Consider the following 21,618-nt stretch of genomic DNA (forward strand, 5'->3'; position numbering starts at 1 on the left):
GCTGGGCGATCGCGAGCCACATCGCGCTGTCGATCCTGACCTCGCTGTTCCCGTTCCTGATCCTGCTCGCGGCGCTCGCGGGGCTGCTCGGCACCAAGTCCCTGGCCGACGAGGCCGGCCTGCTGATCTTCGACGCGTGGCCGCGGGAGGTCGCCAAGCCGATCGTCGGCGAGGTCCACCGGGTGCTCACCGAGCAGCGCGGCGGGGTGCTGACGGTCGGCGCGCTGCTGGCGCTGTACTTCTCGTCCTCCGGCGTCGAGAGCCTGCGGGTGGGCCTGAACCGCGCCTACGGCCTGCGCGAGATGCGGCCATGGTGGCTGACCCGGCTCGAATCGATCGGCTACGTCGTCTGCGGCGCCTGCGCGATGCTGGCCTTCGCGCTGCTGGTGGTGCTCGGCCCGCTGATCTGGCGCAACGTCGTCCTCGTCGCGCCGGGGCTCGAGCCCCTGGGCCTCACCGTCGCGATCGCGCGGATCGGCATCACCGCGCTGCTGCTCGCCGCGGTGCTGATCATCGCCCACAAGTTCGTCGCCGCCGGCCGGCGCTCGTTCCTGGCGGTGCTGCCGGGCATCGGCGTGACGCTGCTGCTGTGGTTCTTCGCCGGGCTCGGCTTCGGGTTCTACCTCGACCGCTTCTCGAACGCCTACGCCTCGACCTACGGCGGCCTCGCCACCGCGATGGTGTTCCTGGTGTTCCTGTACTGGCTCGCGGCGATGTTCCTGTTCGGCGGCGAGATCAACGGCACCGTGATCGCGGCCAAGCGCAGCCGGCTGCGGGCCCGGATGCACGCGCGCCAGGCGCGCCCGCCGGTTGCCTAGGACGAGACGCTTTGCCGGGAACCGAGTCCGCCTCGGGCTGTTGGCCCCAGGACTCCATGTGATCCGAAACCTCATCCGGCCAGCTTCCCCGAAACGGGAGGCGGGCCGTTTTCTTTTGGCCGCTCGCGCCGGCGTCAGCCGACGAGGTCGTCGAGCGTGACCGCGAGGGCGTCCGCGATCCTCCGAAGGGTCTCCACGGTGCCGTCGCGCTTGCCGGTCTCGATCTGCAAGAGGAACGGTTGGGCGATGCCGGCCTGCGCCGCGAGCGCCGCCATCGTGAGCCCGCGATGCTCGCGCCAGACCCGGATGCGGTTGTCGCCGCCGAGCAGCCGGTCCACGACCTCGGCGGGGATCAGCTCCTCCTCGCCGGTCGCAAGCTTCAGGCGGAACTGCGCGACGGCGGCCTGGTCGGCCGCGTCCTCCGCGGCCTGGGTCAGCGCGGTGTAGTCGGCCTCGCTCAGGATCACGAGTCGCTCGCCGGCCGGTGTCGTGAAGCGATGCGCGTTCATGGCAACGTCCTTCTCTGTCGGGCCCGATGGCGCGGGCATCGTCGGGATCGACCGCTCAATCGTGGGCGCTTCCCCGGGGCGTCACCTTGATGATCGCGACGATCTCGCCGTCTTCGGTGAACAGGACGACCTCAGGCCGCCAGAGCCAGCACCGCTTCGCCCTCGTCCGCCTCGGCGGCCATGAACTGCGCCCGGGCGAGCTCGGCGAAGCGGCCGTTCTGCGCGACCAGGCCGTCGAAGGTGCCGCTCTCGACGATGCGGCCCTCGTGGAAGACCAGGATGCGGTCGGCGTTGCGGATCGTCGCGAGGCGGTGGGCGATGACGAAGGTGGTGCGGCCTTCCATCACGGCTTCCAGCGCGCCCTGCAGGCGGCGCTCGGTGGCGGCGTCGAGCGCGCTCGTCGCCTCGTCGAGGATCAGGATCGGCGGGTTCTTCAGGATCGCCCGGGCGATCGAGAGGCGCTGGCGCTCGCCGCCCGAGAGCGAGCGGCCGCGCTCGCCGATCACCGTGTCGAGGCCGTCGGGCTGGCGCGCCATGAAGGCGGAGGCCTGGGCGCGCTCCAGGGCGTCGAGCATCTCGGCATCGGTGGCGTCCGGGCGGCCGACCTGGAGGTTCTCGCGGATCGAGCGGGCGAACAGCATCGGCTCCTGGAACACCACGCCGATGTTGTGGCGCAGCGACGACACCGCGACATCGCGGATGTCCATCCCGTCGATGCGGATCGCGCCGGCGCCCGGGTCGAAGCTGCGGTGCAGCAGGCCCAGCGTCGTCGACTTGCCCGAGCCGGTGGTGCCGACGAGCGCGATGGTCTCGCCGGCGCGGGCCGCGAACGACACCCCGTCGAGCGCCTTGCGGCGGCCGTCGTAGGAGAAGCCGACGCCCTCGAACTCGACCTCGCCGGCGAAGCGGGCGACCTGGACGGCGTGCGAGCGGTCACGGACGGCCGGCACCGTGTCGAAGATCGTGAAGAACTCGGCGATCTTCGGCGCCTGCTGGAACAGGCCGTTGACGAAGCCGACCACGTGATCGAGGCGCGTCACCAGGGCGGTGGCGAGGCTCATGAAGGCGACGACCTCGCCGACCGAGGTCTGGCCGGCCTGGTAGAGCATGATGCCGGTGACGAACACCGCGGTCATGGTGATGGTGGCCGACGCGCGGGTCGCGACGTTGGCCAGCGCCCACCACGACAGCACCGGGATCTGCGCGGCGAGCAGGTTGCCGATGATGTCGCGCATCGCGTCCTTCTCGGCCTTGGCGCGGGTGAAGGACTGGATCACGGCGACGTTGCCGAGCGCGTCGGAGGCGTGCGCGGCCAGGCCCGAATTGTAGAACTCGACCTCGCCCTGCAGCGTCTCGGTGCGGCGCATGACGAAGGTGGTCAGCGCGGTGAAGACCAGCACCAGCACGAGCAGGATCGAGCCGAGCTGCCAGTTCACGAACAGCGTCATCGGCAGCAGCACGCCGAGCGAGACCAGGGCCGCGAAGTGGTCGCGGAAGAAGCCGAGCCACAGGGCCGACATGCCGTTGGTGCCCTCCAGCATCGCCTTCAGCACGCGGCCGGAATGGTTCGCCGAGTGGAAGGCGAGCGGCAGGTCGAGGACGTGCTCGAAGTAGTTCGCCATGGTGGAAAGGCGGTTGCGGTGGGCCAGCCGGTCGGCGTGGAGCGCGATGGCGACGCCCGCCGCGATGGTGAAGAAGCCGAACGCGACCCAGGCCGCGATCAGCGGCAGCATGGTCTGCAGGCCGTTGCCGCCGCGCTTGAGGTGGGTCAGCCCGTCGATGATGCGGCCCATGATCAGGGGTTCGGCGAAGGCCGCCACCGCCAGCGCGACGTTGGCGAACCCGAGGCCGATGGCGAGCCGCTTGTCGTTGCCCAGAAGGCTCAGAACGCGCGCGTACAGACGAAACAGCGACATGTCAGCTCCGAACACCGACCTCAGGCGCGCCCCGTGTTGCCCGGGCCCAGCGCGCTCTTCCCCCTCGAACCCGGTCCGCGGCTGCGGTCCGGGTCTTCCTTCTTCCGTCGCGCTCCGTCCGATCGCCGGAACGGTGAATTCGGGAGTCCCGAGCTCCGGGCTCCCAAACGCTTGGCGCGACGGGACTTATGCCAGGGGCTGGCTGAACGGCGCCTGACGGATCCGCCCCGCTGCGGGGAGGCCTTTACGGTTCGTTCAGCAAGATTTCCTAACCTCGTCCCCGAGGGCTCCACAAGCGCGCGATGCGCGCAGGCGCGCGAATTTCTCGCATCGCGCGTCGTGCACGGGGATCTCGCGACCGCGACGTTCGGGCCGGCCGCGCCACAGGCCCCCGGGTCACATGATCGGGCGCCGACGGCGCCGGCCGGAACCTCGCGCGCCGACGCTGCGCCGGATGCCCGACCGCATCGCGGATCACGGGGTTCGAGCCCGATCGAGGATGCGCCGACGGGGACCTGCCCCGGGCCGGCGGCTCAGCGCGCTGAGCCGATCTCGCGCAGGTACCGCGCCGTCCCGGGGTTGAGGCTCCCCGCCGGCACCGTGGCGGCGAGGTTCGCGGGATCGCTGTCGCGTCCCTGCGGCAGGCGCCCGGCCAGCCCGGCGCCGGCCCGTCCGATCGCCGCGACCAGGCGGTGGGCCGCCTCGGGGTCGAGGCCCGGCCGGGCGAGGACGAGGCTCCACGAGCCCACGGTCTCGATCGCCGAATCCTGCCCGCGGAAGCTGCCGGCCGGCACGGTCATGCGGCGCAGCGAGGGCCGCGCGGCGAGCGCCCGGTCGATCGCCTGCGGCGACGGGCCGACGAAGCGGGCGCCGCCGGGCATCGCCGCGACCGCCGCGAAACCCGGCCAGCCGATGCCGCCGCCCCAGAGCGCGGCCGCGCGCCCGTCGGCGACCATGGCCGGGCCGTCGCCGGCATGCTCCAGGAGGATCGGGACGATGTTGCGCTCCGGGTCGAGGCCGGAGGCGGCGAGCACCGCGCGGCCCATCACCGTCAGCCCGGAATTCCGGGTGCCGAGCGCGACGGGCTTGCCGGCGAGGTCGGCGAGGGTACGGACCGGGCTCGCCGCCGCGACCACGAGCAGGCCGGGCGTGGCGTACATCGGCGCGACCGCGGTGAGCCGCGGGCCGTCACCCGCCGCCAGCGCGTCGTAGGCGAACTCGCCCTGCACCAGCGCCAGGTCGAGGGCGCCCTCGCGCAGCAGCCGGATATTCTCGGCCGAGCCGCCGGTGGCGCGGGTCTCCAGGGTCAGGTCGGGGTCGACCGCGCGGACCGAGGCCGCCAGCGCCGCGCCGTAGGCCGGAAAGCCGCCGCCCGGGGTGGCGGTGCCGAGGACGAGGCGAAGCGGCTCGGCCCGCGCGGACGAGGCGAGCATCAGGCAGAGAGCGACCAGAACAGGCTTCACCCGCATCGCACGTGTCCGCCTCCGCGCCGGGGCCGTCGCTCGGCCGTCATTTCGCGGTCAGCAGCGCCCAGTAGACCTTGTACTTCGATCCGGGCGCGTAGGCGGTGGCGATGCCCATGCGGGCGGCCTTGGGATCGAGCATCACGGCGTTGTGGGGCGGGCTGTCGCGCCAGCCGGAGAAGGCCTCGGCGAGGGTGTGGTAGCCGGCCGACAGGTTGGCGTTGGCCGACGCGAAGCCGAGCCGCTCGACGGCGCCCTTCACGGTCTGCGCCTTGCTCGGCCGGTCGGCGAGCGCCATCGACGCCGCCTCGGCCTCGGCGAGCTTCTGGAGCTCGGGGTCGAGGGCGAGCGCCGCCTCGCCGCGGCCGCGGCGATAGGCCGAGATCATGTCGCGGGCGGCTTCGGTGTCGACGTGGGCCGCGTTGTTCGACAGGGGCAGGTAGAGGCTCGGCAGCGCCGCGGTGGTCTGCGTGTCGGTGGCGCACCCGGCCAGCAGCGCCGCGCCGGCGAGCAGCAGGGCGCCCGCGCCGTATCGTCCGATGCTGCCCACGTGTCCGATCCGCCGCTCGCCATCGGCCCGCGTCGATCGGGCCACCGCCGTGACATATAGGGTGCCCGGGGGCGCCGTGCAGCGGCGACGTGCATCAGGATTGACGAACCCTTCACCGGCTCGCGCTTAAGCTGTACCGAATGGAGCCGTCGATGCCGGGCCGTCCCGGCGCGCTCCGGTCCGGGTCGGGAATCGCGTGGGAATCATCGAGGCGAACCTGCGGGGCGGCTTCGTCGGTGCGACGTCGCCCGCCGCATGACCGGACCGCCCATCCACCCCGACGTCGCCGCGGCGTCGGCGACGATCCGCTCGGCCGAGGCGCAATTGCGCCTGATCCGCCGGGACGCCGAGCGGCTGGCCGAGCGCCAGCGCACCTTCGACCGGGCCGCGGCCGCGGCCGGGATCGGGGTGTGGGAATGCCGCCTGCGCGACGAGGCGATCGACTGGTCCTCCGGCGTCTACGACCTGTTCGGCATCCCGCGCGGGACGGCCCTGTCGCGCGGGCGCGCCCTCGAGCACTACCCCGAGGCCTCGCGCCGCGCCCTCGAGGCGGCCCGCTCGCGAGCGATCGCCGAGCGGACCGGCTTCCGCCTCGACACCGAGATCCGCACCGCCGCCGGGCAACTCCGCTGGATCCGCCTGACCGCCACGGTGGAGGCGCGCGCGGGCGTCGCGGTGCGGCTGTTCGGGATCAAGCAGGACATCACCGACGAGAGGCTGGCCGCCGAGGCGGCGCGCCGACGGGCCGATCTCGACGGGATGACGGGCCTCGCCAACCGGATGTGCTTCGAGGACCGGCTCGCGTTCCTGTGCCGGCAAGGCGCGGGCCTGCTCGTTCTCGTCGACCTCGACGGCTTCAAGGCGGTCAACGACGGCTTCGGGCATGCGGCGGGCGATGCCTGCCTCCGGGAGGCGGCCGACCGCATCGCCGGGCTCTGCCGCCGGGCCGACCTCGTGGCGCGGATCGGCGGCGACGAATTCGCCATCCTGCTCGGCGGCCATGGCAGCGCGCGCGGCGCCGAAGCCCTGGCGGGGCGGATCGTCCATGCGATGGGCCGCCCGATGCAGGTCGGCGGCGTCACGATCCGGGTCGGCGCCTCGGTCGGCATCGCCGCCGTCGCGGGCGGCGGGCCGGCGGATGCCTTCGCCCGCGCCGACGCGGCGCTCTACGCCGCCAAGCGCGCCGGGCGGAACACCTTCCGCACGCACGGCGCATCGATCCGCTTCGCCTGACCGGCCGGCATCGCGCCCTTGAGTCCCGGGGGGGGCGACGGCTACGCGCGTCCGGCTCCCGCCGCCATCGCCGCCGCCGCCGCGTCGAGCCCCCAGGCGAGGAGGTCCTTGGCTTCCGCGGCGGTCGGCGCCTCGGTGTAGCACCGCAGCTCGGGGGCGTTGCCCGAGGCGCGGAAGTGGATCGTGCGGCCGCCGCCGAGCGCGATCCGGATCCCGTCCTGCGCGTCGACCGCCTCCGGGGTGCCGACCGGCTGCAGGAAGGTCCGGCGGAACGACGCGTCGCCGAGGCTTTGCAGGAGGGCGCCGCTGCGCTCGGCCGGCGTGTCGGGCAGCCGGTCGCTCGCCATCTCGCCGACGTTCAGCGAGGCCACGAGGTCGGCCAGCGCCAGCCCCGCCTGCCGGGATGCGGCCAGCGTCGCCAGGATGGGCAGCATCGCGTCGCGCGTCGGCAGGGCGGGCAGGACCTTGTCGCCGACCGCGACGTCGGAGCCGAGCAGGAAGCCGCCGTTCGCCTCGAAGCCGGCGACCGCCTTCGCCCCCGCCCGCCGCGCCTGCTCCATGCCGGCGATGACGAAGGGCGAGCCGACGCGGGTGCGCATCACCTGCCCGAACCCGCCGGCCTGCTCGATCGCCGAGCCGGCGGTGACGGGCACCACCACCGCGTCGACGCCGAGATGGCGCGCGGTGATCAGGCCGAGCACGTCGCCGCGCACGATCCCGCCGGCGGCGTCCGCGACCAGCGGCCGGTCGGCGTCGCCGTCGGTGGTGACCAGGGCGTCGAAATCGCCCGAGGCCATGACCTCGGCGATGAAGGCGACGTCCTCCGGGCGGTGGGCCTCGGTGTCGATCGGGACGAAGGTCTCCGAGCGGCCGATCGGCGTGACCTCGGCGCCGAACGCTGCCAGCAGGTCGGCGAGCAGGTCGCGGGCGACCGAGCTCTGCTGGTAGGCGGCGACGCGGATCCCGCTCAGGGTGTCGGGCGGGAAGACGTCGCCGTAGCGGCGCCGGTAGCGGTCGATCACGTCCGGGTCCGGCGTCGCGGCGACGGGGGCCGCCATGGTCCCGGCCGCGGCGACGTCGCCGAGGGCGGCGAGGATCGCGACCTCGTCGGCCTTGGTGATCTCGCCGTCGGGCCGGTAGAACTTCAGGCCGTTGCGGTCCTGCGGGATGTGGCTGCCGGTGACCATCACGGCGCAGGCCCCGCGCCGCATCGCCTCGAGCGCCAGGGCCGGCGTCGGAAGCGCGCCGCAATCGATCGCCGCAAAGCCCGCCGCGGCGGCGGCGGTGGCGACGGTGGCGGCGATGCCGGCGCTGCTGTCGCGCAGGTCGCGCCCGATCACCACGGTGCGGCCCGGGCAGCACGCCGCGCCGACGGAGCGGAAGAATGCCCCGGCATAGGCGTAGCTCGGCCACCCGACGAGGTCCGTCACCAGGCCGCGCAGGCCGCTCGTCCCGAACTTCAGGCTGCTCACGACGGCCTCTCCACGCCTCTCACCGATCATCGACGAAATTCTCTTACCGCGCGGATTGGCCCAGCGTCGCCCTGGCATGCTCGAGCACGTCGGCGAGCGCCGCGTCCCAGTCGGCCTTGGGCGTCCAGCCGGTGGCCTCCGTCAGGCGCGTCGCGTCGCCGGCCGCCACCGGGATCTCCGACGGGCGCATCCGGTCGGCTGCGACCCGGACCTCGAACGGCACCCGCGCGTGCCGGCGCAGGTCGTCCACCATGCTGGCGATGCTGCGCGGCCGCCCCGAGGCGACGTTGAACACCGACCCGTCCGCGATGTCCAGGCCGCGCCCGATCAGATCGACATAGGCCCGCACCACGTCGCCGACCGGCAGGAAGTCGCGCTCGGCCGCGAGGTTGCCCACCGCCAGCACCGGCGCCACCAGCCCGGCCTCGATCCGCGCGATCTGGCCGGCGAAGGACGGCACCACGAAGCGCTCGTCCTGGCCGGCCCCGATCTGGTTGAACGGCCGCAGGATCACCAGCCGCACCTCCGCCTTGCCCAGCAGGTCGCGCAGGATCGTCTCGCCGAACCACTTCGAGCGGGCATACGGCCCCTGCGGATCGGGCACCGCCGCCTCGGTCAGCGGACGGCCGGCCAGGAACGCCCGGCCGTAGACCTCGCCCGAGCTGACGAACAGGAAGCCCGCGCCGGGGGCGGATCGCGCCACCGCCTCGGCGAGGTTCAGGAGCCCGACGAGGTTGACCCGCCAGGTCTCCCCCGGCGCATCCGCCGATTGCTGCACCGAGGCCATCGCGGCCAGGTGCAGCACGTCGGTCGGGCGGAACGCGGCGACGCTGGCGTGCAGCGCCGCCTCGTCCAGCAGGTCGACCGTCTCGTAGGCGACCCGCTCCGGCAGGACGGCCGGGCGGCCGCGGCCGATGCCGAGGATCCGGTCCGCGGCCCCGGTGCCGGCCGACAGCGCCGCCAGCGCGTGCCGCCCGACGAAGCCGGCCGCCCCCGTGACCAGGATGCGCTTCACGGGCGCACGCGGCTCCGCACGCGGGCCGGGGCCGTCGCGCTGCGGCGCAGGCCGGTCACGTGCGCCCGCCCAGGCGCTTCAGGTCGGCCTCGACCATCTCCTGGATCATCGCCTCGAGGGAGATCTCGGCCTTCCAGCCGAAGGCGGCCTCGGCCTTGGCCGGGTTGCCCAGCAGCACCTCGACCTCGGCCGGCCGGTACAGCTTCTCGTCGATGACGAGGTGGTCGTCCATGGCGAGATTCACATGCGCGAAGGCGAGCGCGCACATGTCGCGCACCGTGGTTGTGCGGCCGGTGGCGATCACGAAGTCGTCGGGCTTGTCCTGCTGCAGCATCATCCACATCGCCCGGGTGTAGTCCTTGGCGTGGCCCCAGTCGCGCTTGGCGTCGATGTTGCCCAGCCGCAGCTCCTTCGCCAACCCGAGCTTGATCCGCGCCACCCCGTCGGTGACCTTGCGGGTGACGAACTCGACCCCGCGCAGCGGGCTCTCGTGGTTGAACAGGATCCCGTTCGAGGCGTGCAGGGCGAAGCTCTCGCGGTAGTTGATCGTCATCCAGTGCGCGTAGAGCTTGGCCACGCCGTAGGGCGAGCGCGGGTAGAACGGCGTCGCCTCGCTCTGCACCTGCTCCTGGATCAAGCCGAACATCTCCGACGACGAGGCCTGGTAGTAGCGCGCGTCCGGCTTCAGCGTGCGGACGCATTCGAGCAGGTTGACCGCGCCCAAGCCCGTGATCTGCCCGGTCAGCAGCGGCTGCTGCCACGAGGCGGTGACGAACGACTGCGCGGCCAGATTGTAGACCTCGTCCGGCTGCACGGCTTGAACGATGCGGGCCAGGCTCGACAGGTCGAGCAGGTTGCCGTCGTGCAGCGCGACGTCGTTCTCGATCCCGAGCCACTTCAGCCGGTGGTCGAACACCCCGGCATGGCTCGAGCGCCGCACCACCCCGTGCACCGCGTAGCCCTTCTCCAGAAGCAACTGAGCAAGATACGCCCCGTCCTGCCCCGTGATCCCCGTGATCAGTGCCGTCTTGGTGCTCATCTTGTGAAGCCTGTTCCGTCTGACCTTGACATTCCGTCGGTCGATGCGCGCGGGGCCGCCGCGATCCGCGACTGCATATCCGCCGGCACCCTGGGTTTCAATGCGTGAAAGGCCCGACATCCGTGGCCGATCCGCGGGCGGCGTGCGGGTCCGGGCCCCCGGCGGCCGTCGCGTCGCCCGCGGCGTCGCGCGTCCGCCGCCTGCGCGAATCATCCCGCCCTCTCGCGAACGATGCGGAAGGTTTGGCCAAGGACGCCCGTCCATGCAACCCAAGCGAGTATGATCGCGCTAGATATCTACCGAGGCGTGCTTTCGGCGCCGCCGGCGCGCTACCGCGCGCCGATCGCGCTCAGGTCGCGCCGTCCGTCGCGGCCCTCCTCGGCGGCCGGCGGGCGGAACCGGCCGGCGATCTCCGAGAATGCGTCCTGCATCCCGTCGAGGCCCTGCACCGTGACGATGCTGGAGCCCGGCCCGAGCGGCGGGATGAAGCCCGCCTCGGACAGGGTCCTGAACACCGAGAAGTTCAGGTCGTTCTGCACCTTCTGGCCGAGGCTGACGTCGACGATCATCACCACGAGCTCGAACTCGAGGAACGGGTCGCCGATCTTGCGGAACACCACGCGCGGCGCCGGCTCCTTCAGCACGTCGGCGTGCTGGGCGGCGCAGGCGAGCAGCATCTCGGCGGCGCGCGCCGGGTCCTGGTTGCGCAGCACGTTGACCACGAGGGAGACCCGGCCCGTCCGGTCGCCGCGGACGCGGTTCTTGACGATGCCGGAGATCAGGTTCGAGTTCGGGACGATCACCGCCGAGCGGTCGAAGGTCTGGATCTCGGTGGAGCGCACCGAGATGCGCTTCACGATGCCCTCCGAGTCGCCGATCACCACCTGGTCGCCGACGCGGATCGGCCGCTCCCAGAGCAGGAGCAGGCCCGAGACGAAGTTGTTGACGATCGATTGCAGGCCGAAACCGATGCCGACCGAGAGCGCGCCGGCCACGATCGTCAGCTTCTCGAGGCTGAGGCCGAGATAGGAGAAGGCCAGCGCCAGGGCGAGCAGGAAGCCGCAATAGCCCGACACCGTCGAGATCGAGTTGCGCAGGCCCGCGTCGAGGTCGGTGGCGGGCAGGTAGACCTGATCGAGCCAGCGTTGGACCGCGCGGGTGATGGCGATGCCGAGGACCAGGATCCCGAGGCCGAGCGCGATCGTCGAGAGCGAGATCGTGACGTCGCCGACCTTGAAGCCGAAGAAGGCCTGCCGGATCGAGGAGACGATGTCGGTCGAATCGAGGCCCCAGGGCGCGAGCACCAGGAGCGCCACGATCAGGAACAGCAGCACTCGCGCGGCACCGGTGGAGAGCACCGCGATCTGGTTGAGCGAGCGCTTGCGCAGGCCGGTATTGGCCTGGAGCGCGGTGGCGAGCCGCGTGTCGTCCGAGAGCGAGCCGCCGACGAAGGTGTCGGCGCTCTGCACCAGCAGGTAGAGCAGCACCAGCAGGCTCGCGGTCCAGACCAGCTGGTCGATCACGAACGCCGCGAAGGCGACGTAGCCGACGAGGGCGGCGACGCCGATGACGGCCACCGCCGCCCAGCCGACGAGCCGCGCCGGGCCGCCGATGCCGGTGGTGGTCTTCGTCGGCACGTAGGGGCCGAAGCAGGCCTCCTCTTCCTCCTCCTTGTCGGCGAAGCGGTGCAGGCCGATGGCCAGGATCAGCGCGGTGGCGACCGCGCCGATGCCGCGGGTGGCGATCGAGATCGGCAGCGCCGCCGAGATGCCCGAGTTCAGCGCCTCGATCGACTTCACCACGGTGATCACCGTGGCGATGCCGACCGCGAGCCGCGTCACCCGGATCGCCGCCGCGTCGCTCACCGGCGCCGGCCGCCACTGCGGCTTGTCCGGCGAGAGCAGGCCGTCGCACAGGGCCTCGACGAAGGCGATGAAGGCGAGGCCGGCCAGGATCGCGCCGGCCACCGGCAGCAGCCGGGAGGGCAGCAGGTCGGTGGCGTCGAGGGCGTAGTACACCGTGTAGGAGCCGATCACCGCCGGCACGGTGCCGAGCAGCAGCACCCGCCACGCGCCGAGCAGGGTCTGGCGCCGGCTCGGGTCGGTCATCGCCGCGTCGCGCCGGCCGAGCCGCGGGGCGATGTTGCGCCGGCCGAAATACAGCGCCACGGACACGCCGAAGGCGAGGCCGAGCATCAGCAGGTTGCCGAGCGTTCCGTTGCGCGAGAACAGCAGCAGGATGTCGGACAACGCGCTCTGGAGCGAACGGATGTCGCGGGGGACGTCGGCCGCGACCCGGCTCCAGAGCTGCGGGCTGACCAGCGCCTGGCTGCGCTCGAACAGCCCCTTGGTGAAGGATTCCCGGCGCCGGTTCGAGACCCGGTCGATGATCTGGTCGCCCTGGACGAGGAGCGAGCGCGCCAGCCGCTGGGTCTCGTCGATGCGCGAGACCGCCGCGTCGCGCTCGACCCGCTCCTGGGCCACCTCCGGGCTCTCCTCGGCGTCCTTCGGCTTCGGCCCGAGCTGGGTCAGGCGCTCGCGCGCCGATTCCAGCGGCGCGTCGAGACGGCCGATGATCGTGCGGATCTCGTCGGTGACCGGGCCGACGCCGTCGCGGATGGCGGAGAGCTCCGGCGTGCCGAGATCGGTGCGGGCCAGCTCCTTCTCGCGCGCGGCGAGGTCGTTCTTGGCCGCGTCGAGCCTGGCCCGGACCGCCTTGAGCGCCTCGGACATCTCGGGTTTCGGAGGGGCCGGCTTGGCGTCCGCCGGTTTCGCCTCGACCGGCTTGCCATCCGAGGACTTGCCATCCGAGGACTTGCCGTCCGCAGACTTGGCCTCGGCCGGTTTGCCGTCGGGCGCCTTCTCGGCCTTGGCGGGGGCCGTCGGCTGCGCGGCGGGCGCCTGCGCCTGCACGAGGCCGGGTGCGAGCAGCAGCGCCGCCAGCCAGGCGACGATCACCGGACGGATCGGGCTGCGCAGGCGCGTTTCGCGGGCGGTTCGGCTGCGCGCGGACGGGCGACGGCTCATCGAATTCCTTGGGTGCTCGGCGGCGGGGCAGGGTGGGGCGGGAAGGGGCGTGGGCGACGCGGCGCTCGTCCGCGACGCCCTGCCGCAAAAGACGCTTCGTGTCGCCGATCAATGGGGCGAAAGCGTGCCACGTCGGCCCGAGGGCGCCCGGGGGAGACGATAATCCTCTCTCCCGGCGCCGTCCCGACGCGGTCGCGGAACGCGCCGACCATGCCGGTTCGCGATCGGCGGGCCTCCCCCGCAGCGGCGTATCGCTTGGGCGCGTTCACGTCGCCGTGAGATCGAAGAGGCGGCGGGCCGCGCCCGAGCCCGCCCGCCGAGACGACCGTGCGGGCGGCGCCGCCCTGTCCCTTTGAGAGGCAGCGCTATCATCTCCGCGCGTAGCATCGTTTTAATGATAACCAGTCATGAACAGCGCGGACCGAACAGCAAGGTAGGCTGAAATAGAGACCCGAGCGACGCAAATAGCGCCGAATGGGTCTGGAAATAAGAAAATAATCAAGCGTCACGATCGGGAAGTCGCGTCGAGCAAAGACACCAGCACACTTGCCTGAAACGTCGGGCATCATCCGACGATCACGGCAGGATTTGACCAACAATCGAAATCCACCCCGGGCATGCGCGCCCTGCGCACGCGTGCCGGCGGCATCGCCTTGCCTGTCCAGATCTCTGCGTTGCGTTCCTTGAGGACATACCGGCCGTCATGCCCAGCCATCGACCCTGCGACCGCCCCGCTGCGCGCCTGCACCGCGACCTGCTGACCACGACCGCCTTGGCCCTGGCGCTCGGCCTCGCCGCGACGGGCTCGGCCTCGGCACAGGCCTACAATGCCGGCACCGGCGCCACCTCGGCCGGAGCGAATTCGACCGCGGTCGGCCCGAACGCGGCGGCCGGCGGCGACGAGTCCTTCGCCGGCGGCTACAACGCGAGCTCGTCCGGTGCCGGATCCGTGGCGATCGGCTCGGGCGCCGCCGCGCAATCGGCGACGACCAACCAGGGCATCATCAACTACCGGGACGCCAACGGCGTCGGCAACCCGACGGCCGGGACCGGGGGCGACATTCGGAACGGCGCGAACGGCAGCACCACGCCGCCGGGTCCCGGGGAGGTCAATGCCGGCGCGCAGCCGTCGGGCACCGCGATCGGCAAGAAGTCCACCGTCGGCGCCGCCGGCGGCGTCGCCGTCGGCTACAACAACGCAGCCGGCACCGGGACCTTCAACTCGACCGCGATCGGCGCCAACAACGCCGCGTCCGGCTCCTACGGCGTCGCGATCGGCTACGCCAACATCGCCACCGGCCGCTCGACCCTGTCGCTCGGCACCAACAACCAGGCGCTCGGCGACGTCGCCATCGCCCTGGGACGGCAATCCTACGCGGTCGGCGACTTCTCGTTCGCCCAGGGCTTCATCGCCAGCGCCTACGGGCAGGATGCGCTGGCGCTCGGCCGGCTCTCCGTCGCCGGCGAGACCGGCAGCAACCCGACCGCCAGCAACATCGCGATCGGCGACAATTCCAACGCCGTCGGCGGCTCGGCGCTGGCGCTCGGCAGCGGCGCCTCGGCGACCAAGGCGCGCTCGGTGGCGCTCGGCGCCGGCTCGATGGCGCTGCGCGGCACCTTGAGCGGCACCGAGGCCTACACCACGACCACCCTCTCCTCGGCCAACACCGAGCTCTCGGTCGGCGCGGCGGGCGCGGAGCGGCAGATCACCAACGTCGCCGGCGGCCAGCAGGACACCGACGCGGTCAACCTGCGCCAGCTCCGCTCGGTCGGGAACGGCGTCGCCGGGAACGCGACCGCGCTCGGGGGCAGCTTCGGCAGCGACGGCACCTACACGGCGCCGAGCTACAGCTACAACGGAAAGCCCTACGCCACCGTGCCCGGCGTCGTCGGCGCCATCGACCAGCTCGGCCTGCGCTACGACACCGACGGTTCGGGCAACCGGCTCGCCAGCATCGACCTGACCCGCGGCGGCAGCGTCGGCTCGGCGGTCGGCATCACCGGGCTCGCGCCGGCGACGACCGACAGCGGCGCCGTGGCGCTGTCGCAGATGCCGCTGCGATATTCCACGTCGGCGGACCCGACGACCGCGAACCCGGCCACGCCCTCGAACGACGCGACGCTGGTCGGCGCCAACGGCGGCGCTCCGGTCGCCCTGCACAACCTCGCCCCGGGAAACCTCGCCTCGGGCTCGACCGACGCGGTCAACGGCGGCCAGCTGTTCACGACGAACCAGGCCGTGGCGACGAACGCCGGCAACCTCACCGCGCTGCGCAGCGGCCTCGACGCCGGCACGATCGGCCTCGTCCAGCAGGATGCCGCGAGCCGCACCATCACGGTCGGCTCGGCCACCGACGGCAGCGTGGTCGACTTCACCGGCACCGCGGGCGCGCGCCGCCTGACCGGGCTCGCCGCCGGCAGCGCCGACGGCGACGCGGCGACGGTCGGCCAGCTTCGCCTCGGCGGCAACGCCGTGATGCAGATCTTCGGGGCGGGCGCCGCGTTCAACCCGGTGACCGGCGCGTTCACCGCCCCGGCCTACGCCGTCGGCGGCCAGACCTACGGCGACGTCGGCTCGGCGCTCGCGGCGACCAACCGCCTCGCGGTGCAGTACGTGCCGGACGGCGCGAACAACCCGACCGGCGTGGTCGACCTCGCCCGGGGCAACGGCGGCAACGCGGTCGCGCTGCGCGGCGTCTCGGCCGGCCGCCTCGCCGCGGGCTCGACCGATGCGGTCAACGGCGACCAGCTCTACGCGACGAACCTCCGGGTCGCGACCAACACCAGCGACATCGCCACCAACGCGGGCGCGATCGGCACCCTGCGCCAGGGCATCACCGACGGCACGATCGGCCTGGTGCAGCAGGACCCGACGAGCCGCGCGATCCTGGTCGCCGCGGCGACGGACGGGGCGCTCGTCGACTTCCGCAACAGCGCCGGCAACGGCCGCGTCCTGCGCGGCGTCTCCGCCGGCGCGGTCGCCGCCGGTTCGGACGAGGCGGTCAACGGCAGCCAGCTCTACGACACCAACCAGGCGGTGGCGGCCAACGGCGCCCAGACCAGCACCCTGCAATCGGCGATCGGAGCCGGCACGATCGGCCTGGTGCAGCAGGACCCGACCACCCGCGACATCGCCGTCGGCGCGGGTACGGACGGCACCCGCCTGACCCTGCGCAACGCCTCGGGCGGCACCCGCCTGCTCACCGGTCTCAGCGACGGCACCATCGCCGCCGGCTCGGCCGATGCGGTGACCGGGGGGCAGCTCTACGACACCAACCAGGCGGTGGCGGCGAATGCCAGCGGGCTCGCCGCCACGAACGGCAACCTCGCGAGCCTCCAGAGCGGCATCGTGCAGGGCACGGTCGGCCTGCTGCGGCAGGACCAGGCCAGCCGCGAGCTGAGCATCGGCGCCGCGACCGACGGGACGGTGCTGAACCTCGCCAATGCCGGCGGCACCGGCCGCACCGTCGCCGGCGTCGCGGCGGGGACGCTGTCGGCGGCCTCCAACGAGGCGGTCAACGGCAGCCAGCTCTACGCGACGAACCAGGCGGTCGCGGGCCTGTCGGCGGGGGTCGCCAACGGCACCGTCGGCCTGGTCCAGCAGGATCAGGCGACGCGCGGGCTGACCGTCGGCGCCAATACCGACGGCACCACGGTGAGCTTCGCCAACCGCAACGGCACGGCGCGCACGCTCACCGGAATCGCCGGCGGCCGGATCGCCGCGGGCTCGACCGAGGCGGTCGACGGCGGGCAGGTCTACGGGCTCTCCGCCTCGCTGGCCAAGAGCCTCGGCGGCGGCGCGGGCGTGGCCGCCGACGGGTCGGTGACCGCACCGAGCTACGCGATCCAGGGCTCGCGCTTCGGCGACGTCGGCTCGGCGCTCGGCAGCCTCGACGCCGCGGTGACCAACCTCAACACCGTCGGCAGCCGCTACGTGGCGGTGCGCAGCACCGGTGCCGCGGCCCAGGCCACCGGCGCCGACAGCGTCGCCATCGGCCCGGCCTCGGTGGCGAGCGCGGCCGGCGGCGTCGCGCTCGGCGCCAACGCGGTCGCCCGCCGCGCCGGGCTCTCGGGGGCCGCCGAGGCGTTCTCGGGGGCCGCCGTCGCCTCGACCGCGGGCGCCGTCTCGGTCGGGGCCGAGGGCGCGGAGCGGCAGATCGTCAACGTCGCCGGCGGCACGCAGGACACGGATGCGGTCAACCTGCGCCAGCTCCGCGCGGTCGGCGGCAACCTCGCCGGCGCGCTGGGCGGCGGCGCGGGCTTTGCCGCCGACGGCAGCTTCACCAGGCCGACCTATGCCATCGGCGGCAAGGCGTATTCCGGCGTCGGCGACGCGCTCGCGGCGGTCGACACCTTCGCCGTCAAGTACGATGTCGACCCGGCGACCGGCGGGCGCGGGCAGTCGCTGACGCTGGCCGGCAGCGACCCGAACCAGCCGGTGCTGATCCGCAACGTCGCCGCCGGCGTGCTGCCGACCGACGCCGCCAATCTCGGCCAGGTCACGGCGCAGGTCGCGACCGCGAAGGCGCAGAGCTTCGCCTATACCGACCAGCGGGTGCAGGCGAGCTACGCCGCGAGCACGGCCTACACCGACGCCCGCGTCGCGCCGCTGGAGAAGCAGATGACCGCCTTCGGCAGCCAGCTCGCCGGCCTGCAGAACGAGGTCGGGCAGGTCCGCCAGGAGGCGCGCCGCGGCGCGGCGATCGGCCTGGCCGCCGCCTCGCTCCGCTTCGACGACCGCCCGGGCAAGCTGAGCATGGCCGCCGGCGGCGGCGTGTGGCGCGGCGAGGGCGCGGCCTCGATGGGCATCGGCTACACGCTCCCCGACGGGTCCGCGCGGGTCAACGCCACCGGCGTCGCCGCCGGCCGCGACTTCGGGATCGGCGCCGGCGCCAGCTTCACCCTCAACTGAGGCCGGCGATGCGCGCGCACGCCACCGCGGCGGCGGCCCTCGCGGCCCTGCTGCTCGCCGCGCCCGCGTGCGGCCAGGGGCACGGGCCGTCGGGCGGAGACGGCCCCCTCGGGTCGATCGCGATGCGCGGCACCGTCTCCACCGACGACCCGCCGCGCGCCCAGTTCGCGGCGCCGGCCTACCGCGTCCACCCGCCGGAGGGGGCGCCGCCGCCGGGCGAGGCGCCGGGCGACACCCGCCGGATGATCCAGGCCTTCGGCGGCTGGACCCTGATCTGCGACGAGAACCTGCGCCGGCGCCGCCGGGTCTGCAACGCGTCGCAATCGATCGTCGACGGCGACGGGGTCTTCGCCTTCAGCTGGTCGCTCGCCGCCACCAGCGCCGGCGCGCCGGTCTTTGTGGTGCGCGCGCCGGTCGGGGCGTGGTCGGCCCACACCGTCGGGTTGGCGTTCGGCACCGCCGAGGAGACCGTGATCCGCCTGGAAAGCTGTAACGCCAGCCTGTGCCTCGGCTTCCTGCCCGTCGACGAGGCCCTGCGGCGGGCGATCGCCGGGCGCGCCGCCGTCCGCGTCCGCTATCGCCGGAGCGAGAGCGCCGCCCCCGTCGCCATCGCGACCTCCCTCGACGGCCTCGCCGCGGCGATCGCCGGCATCAAGTAGCCCTCTCCCGCGCAGGCCGGCCTCAGCGCTGGGCGCGGGCCAAGTACCCGCGCCAGCCGCCGTAGCGGCCGATCTCCTCGGCGCCGACGACGCCCTCGGCCTCGACCAGGAACCCCTTCGGCCGGGTGCCGTCGGACAGGTGCAGGGTGCCGATGCCGAGGGGCTCCGGGATGGCGGACACGAAGCGGCCGAAGGCGTCCGGCGACAGTTCCCAGACCTCGGTCTCGATCGCGACGCCGGTACCGGCCGCCACCCGCAGCAGGCCCGGCCGGTGCGGCGGGCCGCCGGGCAGCGCGTAGAAGCGGTAGTCCGGCGCCGTCGCGACCGCGCGCAGGAAGCGGGCGCCGAGGCGCGTGAGCTCGCCGTTGAGGGCGAGGCCGGAGAGGTGCGCGCCGACCACCGCCAGCTCGATCGCCTCGCCCGCCGCCCGCCCCGCCGGCTCGGTCGCCGCCGGCACCGGCACGGCGCTCGCCCCGATCGGCACGCCGGACGCCGCGTGCAGCCGGGCGCCGAGCGCCGCGAGCAGCCCGTCGCAGCCGCGGGGGGCCAGCAGCGTCACCCCCGCGGGGAATGTGTCGGCCCGGAAGCGCCCGGGCACGGCAAGCGCGCACCAGTCGAGCAGGTTGACGAAGTTGGTGTAGGTGCCGAGCTCGCTGTTCGGCCCGATCGGGTCGGCGGCGAGGTCCGCCACCGTGCGCGGCCGCGGATAGGTCGGCACCGCGAGCACGTCGACCGCGTCCCAGACCGCGTCGGCCGCCCGCCGCAGCTCGGCGAGGCGATAGAGCCCGCCGAAGGCGTCGGCCGCCGAGAAGTGCTCGGCGTTCTCGATCACGGCCCGCGTCGTCGGATGCAGGATCTCGGGCCGCGTCTCGATCACGGCGCGGATCGCTTGGTAGCGCTCGGCCACCCACGGGCCGGTGTAGAGCAGGCGCGCGGTCGCGAACATCGGCGCGAAGTCGACCGGGCGGCCGGCGCCGACGAGGGCTTCGAGGTCGGCGAGGCTCGCGGCGAAGGCCGCCTCGGACAGGGCGTCGCCGGCGAAGTCCAGCCCCTGCGCATCCGGCACGCCGAGGCGCAGGCCGGGCGGGACCGCGGACGCGGCGGGCACGGGCAGGCTCCGCGAGAACGCGTCGGCGGGATCGTAGCCGACCATGGCGCGGAAGGCGGCGTCGGCGTCGGCGACGGTGCCGGCGAAGACCGAGAGCGTGTCGAGCGTCCGGCAGGCCGGGACCATGCCGCGGGCCGAGACGCTGCCGAGCGAGGGCTTCAAGCCGACGACGTTGTTCAGCCCGGCCGGCACGCGGCCCGAGCCCGCCGTGTCGGTGCCGAGCGCGAAGGCGACGAGGCCGCGGGCGACCGCCACCGCCGAGCCGCTGCTGGAGCCGCCCGGCACGTAGGCCGGGTCGAGGGCGTTGCGCGGCACCGGGTAGGGCGTGCGCACGCCGACCAGCCCGGTGGCGAACTGGTCGAGATTGGTCTTGCCGACGAGGATCGCGCCCGCCGCCAGGAGCTTTTCGACCGCGTGGGCGGTCTCGGTCGCGGTGTAGGCGAAGCCCGGGCACGCCGCCGTCGTCGCCATCCCGGCGACGTCGACGTTGTCCTTCACCGCGAACGGGATGCCCCAGAGCGGCCTGCCCACCGGATCGAACGGGCCGAGCGCGGCGAGCGCCGCCGCGGCCTCCGCCTCCGGCACCAGGCTCAGGAAGATGCCGGGATCGTCGGCGGCCGCGATGCGGCGGTAGACCTCCGCCAGGATCGTGCGCGGGTCGTCGCCGGCGGCGTAGGCCGCGTGCAGGGCGGGAATCGTCGGGAACGGGGGCATGGCGTCTCGCGGTGGTGCTTCTCGAAAGCGATCCCATCCCGCCCCGCGTCCCGAGGCGCCCGCCCCGGCGGGCCTCGAAGGCGGGCTCCTTCGAGGCCTCCGCTCGGCTGCGGCACCTCAGGACGAGGGGGGTGGGAGCGTCGGCGCTACAATCCGGCCAGCCGCGCCGCCGTCCGGGCGATCGCGCCCTCGGGGTCGACCAGCGCGTCGAGCACGGTGAAGTGGTTCGCGCCCGTCACCGGGATCAGCGGCCCGTCCAGCCCCAGGGCGCGGCGGGCGGCGTGGTAGGCGTCCGACTGGCGCCGGAGCTCGGGCAGCTCGTCGGCGCCGTACAGCACCGCGACGGGCGGCGCGCCCGGGCTCAGGTGGCGGATCGGCGAGAGCGCCGCGATCTCTTCCGCGCTCAGGCTCAAGGGGTCGTTGAGATTCGTGCCGGCGATCGGCGCGAGGTCGAAGAGGCCGCTGATCGCGAGCCCGGCATCGGCCCCGTCGGCGACCTGCGCGGCGAGGTGCCCGCCGGCCGACCAGCCGGAGACCACGAGCCTGCGCCCGCCGCCATCGGCGCGCAGCAGCGCCAGGGCGGCGCGGGCCTCGGCGACGATCGCGGTCAGGCTCGCCTCCGGCGCCAGGGTGTAGCCGACCAGCGCCACGTCGAGCCCGAGCGCCAGCGGCCCCTCGGCCATGCAGGAGAACCCGCGCCGGTCGTTGCGCTGCCAGTAGCCGCCATGGAGGAAGGCCAGCATCGGCGCGCTCGGCTGCCCGCAGCGGAACACGTCGATGCGCTGGCGCTCGCCCGGCCCGTAGGCGAGGTCCAGCGCCTCGGCATGGCGCTCGCGGAACGCGGCGCTGCGCGCGCGCCAGCCGGCGACGATGGCGGCGCTGTCGGCCACCGCACCGGAATTGTCGTAGGCCCGGCTCAGCGCCGCGCGGTCGAGGTCTTGCCAATCGGTCGTCTCGGGCATGGTCGCCGGCCTCTGGTTTGCGATCGTGCTCAGGCCGCAGCCGTTCGATCAGGCGCCAGGCCCTCCGAAGCAGGCGCGGGCCCCCTCTCCCGGGCGGGAGAGGGCTGGGGTGAGGGATGAGAACCGTCCGGAGAGGTCACGCCCCTCACCCCCACCCTCTCTCCCTGGGAGAGGGGGCCGCGTCGCGGCTCCGAGACGGATACGATCCTCGCTGCCGCAGCC

The 21,618-nt window shown here is 73.6% G+C and carries 14 protein-coding genes; 4 read left to right on the top strand and 10 right to left on the bottom strand.

From position 1 onward, the window contains the following. Positions 1–818, top strand: an 818-nt coding sequence (locus MKK60_RS11610; RefSeq protein ID WP_243985881.1) for a YihY/virulence factor BrkB family protein, incomplete at its 5' end; no start/stop codon positions are given. A gap of 134 nt (positions 819–952) precedes the next feature. Here MKK60_RS11610 and MKK60_RS11615 read toward each other — a convergent pair. The 4 genes from MKK60_RS11615 to MKK60_RS11630 form a co-directional block, all read right to left on the bottom strand. After that, a complete protein-coding gene (locus MKK60_RS11615; RefSeq protein WP_243985882.1) occupies positions 953–1,327 on the bottom strand; it encodes a helix-turn-helix domain-containing protein in 375 nt (124 codons plus the stop codon). 131 nt (positions 1,328–1,458) lie between these two features. Then, positions 1,459–3,243: a glucan ABC transporter ATP-binding protein/ permease gene (locus MKK60_RS11620; protein ID WP_147728370.1), complete on the bottom strand. Its 1,785-nt coding sequence runs from the start codon at positions 3,241–3,243 to the stop codon at positions 1,459–1,461. A gap of 533 nt (positions 3,244–3,776) precedes the next feature. Continuing rightward, positions 3,777–4,712, bottom strand: a complete 936-nt coding sequence (locus MKK60_RS11625) for a TAXI family TRAP transporter solute-binding subunit (protein WP_243985886.1) — start codon at positions 4,710–4,712, stop codon at positions 3,777–3,779. Between the two features lie 40 nt (positions 4,713–4,752). Continuing rightward, the gene (locus MKK60_RS11630; RefSeq protein WP_147729617.1) at positions 4,753–5,256 is read right to left on the bottom strand and encodes a CAP domain-containing protein; all 504 of its coding nucleotides are present in this window, start codon (positions 5,254–5,256) and stop codon (positions 4,753–4,755) included. 255 nt (positions 5,257–5,511) lie between these two features. On the opposite strand from MKK60_RS11630, the gene MKK60_RS11635 reads away from it, so the two are divergent. Next, positions 5,512–6,489: a sensor domain-containing diguanylate cyclase gene (locus MKK60_RS11635; protein ID WP_147860456.1), complete on the top strand. Its 978-nt coding sequence runs from the start codon at positions 5,512–5,514 to the stop codon at positions 6,487–6,489. Between the two features lie 41 nt (positions 6,490–6,530). Here MKK60_RS11635 and MKK60_RS11640 read toward each other — a convergent pair whose 3' ends face one another. From MKK60_RS11640 to MKK60_RS11655, 4 genes are all read right to left on the bottom strand, one after another. Then, complete coding sequence (locus MKK60_RS11640; RefSeq protein ID WP_243985888.1) at positions 6,531–7,961, bottom strand: phosphomannomutase; 1,431 nt, start codon at positions 7,959–7,961, stop codon at positions 6,531–6,533. A 43-nt stretch (positions 7,962–8,004) separates the two neighbouring features. Further along, complete coding sequence (locus tag MKK60_RS11645) at positions 8,005–8,976, bottom strand: GDP-mannose 4,6-dehydratase (protein WP_243985890.1); 972 nt, start codon at positions 8,974–8,976, stop codon at positions 8,005–8,007. Between the two features lie 55 nt (positions 8,977–9,031). Then, complete coding sequence (gene gmd / locus MKK60_RS11650) at positions 9,032–10,015, bottom strand: GDP-mannose 4,6-dehydratase (protein WP_243985899.1); 984 nt, start codon at positions 10,013–10,015, stop codon at positions 9,032–9,034. 329 nt (positions 10,016–10,344) lie between these two features. Then, complete coding sequence (locus MKK60_RS11655; RefSeq protein WP_243985901.1) at positions 10,345–13,041, bottom strand: DUF3772 domain-containing protein; 2,697 nt, start codon at positions 13,039–13,041, stop codon at positions 10,345–10,347. 703 nt (positions 13,042–13,744) lie between these two features. Between MKK60_RS11655 and MKK60_RS11660 the strand changes: the two genes are divergently transcribed. Both MKK60_RS11660 and MKK60_RS11665 read left to right on the top strand, forming a co-directional pair. Next, entirely contained in the window at positions 13,745–17,953 is a 4,209-nt protein-coding gene (locus MKK60_RS11660) for a YadA-like family protein (RefSeq protein ID WP_243985910.1), read from the top strand. Positions 17,954–17,961: 8 nt separating this feature from the next. Further along, positions 17,962–18,612: an invasion associated locus B family protein gene (locus MKK60_RS11665; protein ID WP_147860114.1), complete on the top strand. Its 651-nt coding sequence runs from the start codon at positions 17,962–17,964 to the stop codon at positions 18,610–18,612. 22 nt (positions 18,613–18,634) lie between these two features. Here MKK60_RS11665 and atzF read toward each other — a convergent pair whose 3' ends face one another. Then, complete coding sequence (gene atzF / locus MKK60_RS11670; RefSeq protein WP_243985918.1) at positions 18,635–20,434, bottom strand: allophanate hydrolase; 1,800 nt, start codon at positions 20,432–20,434, stop codon at positions 18,635–18,637. A 146-nt stretch (positions 20,435–20,580) separates the two neighbouring features. Continuing rightward, positions 20,581–21,396, bottom strand: coding sequence for an alpha/beta hydrolase (locus tag MKK60_RS11675; RefSeq protein WP_243985927.1), 816 nt, complete (start codon positions 21,394–21,396; stop codon positions 20,581–20,583). Between the last annotated feature and the right edge of the window lie 222 nt (positions 21,397–21,618).

This window comes from Methylobacterium sp. J-092 (assembly GCF_022829325.1).
Taxonomy (GTDB): domain Bacteria; phylum Pseudomonadota; class Alphaproteobacteria; order Rhizobiales; family Beijerinckiaceae; genus Methylobacterium.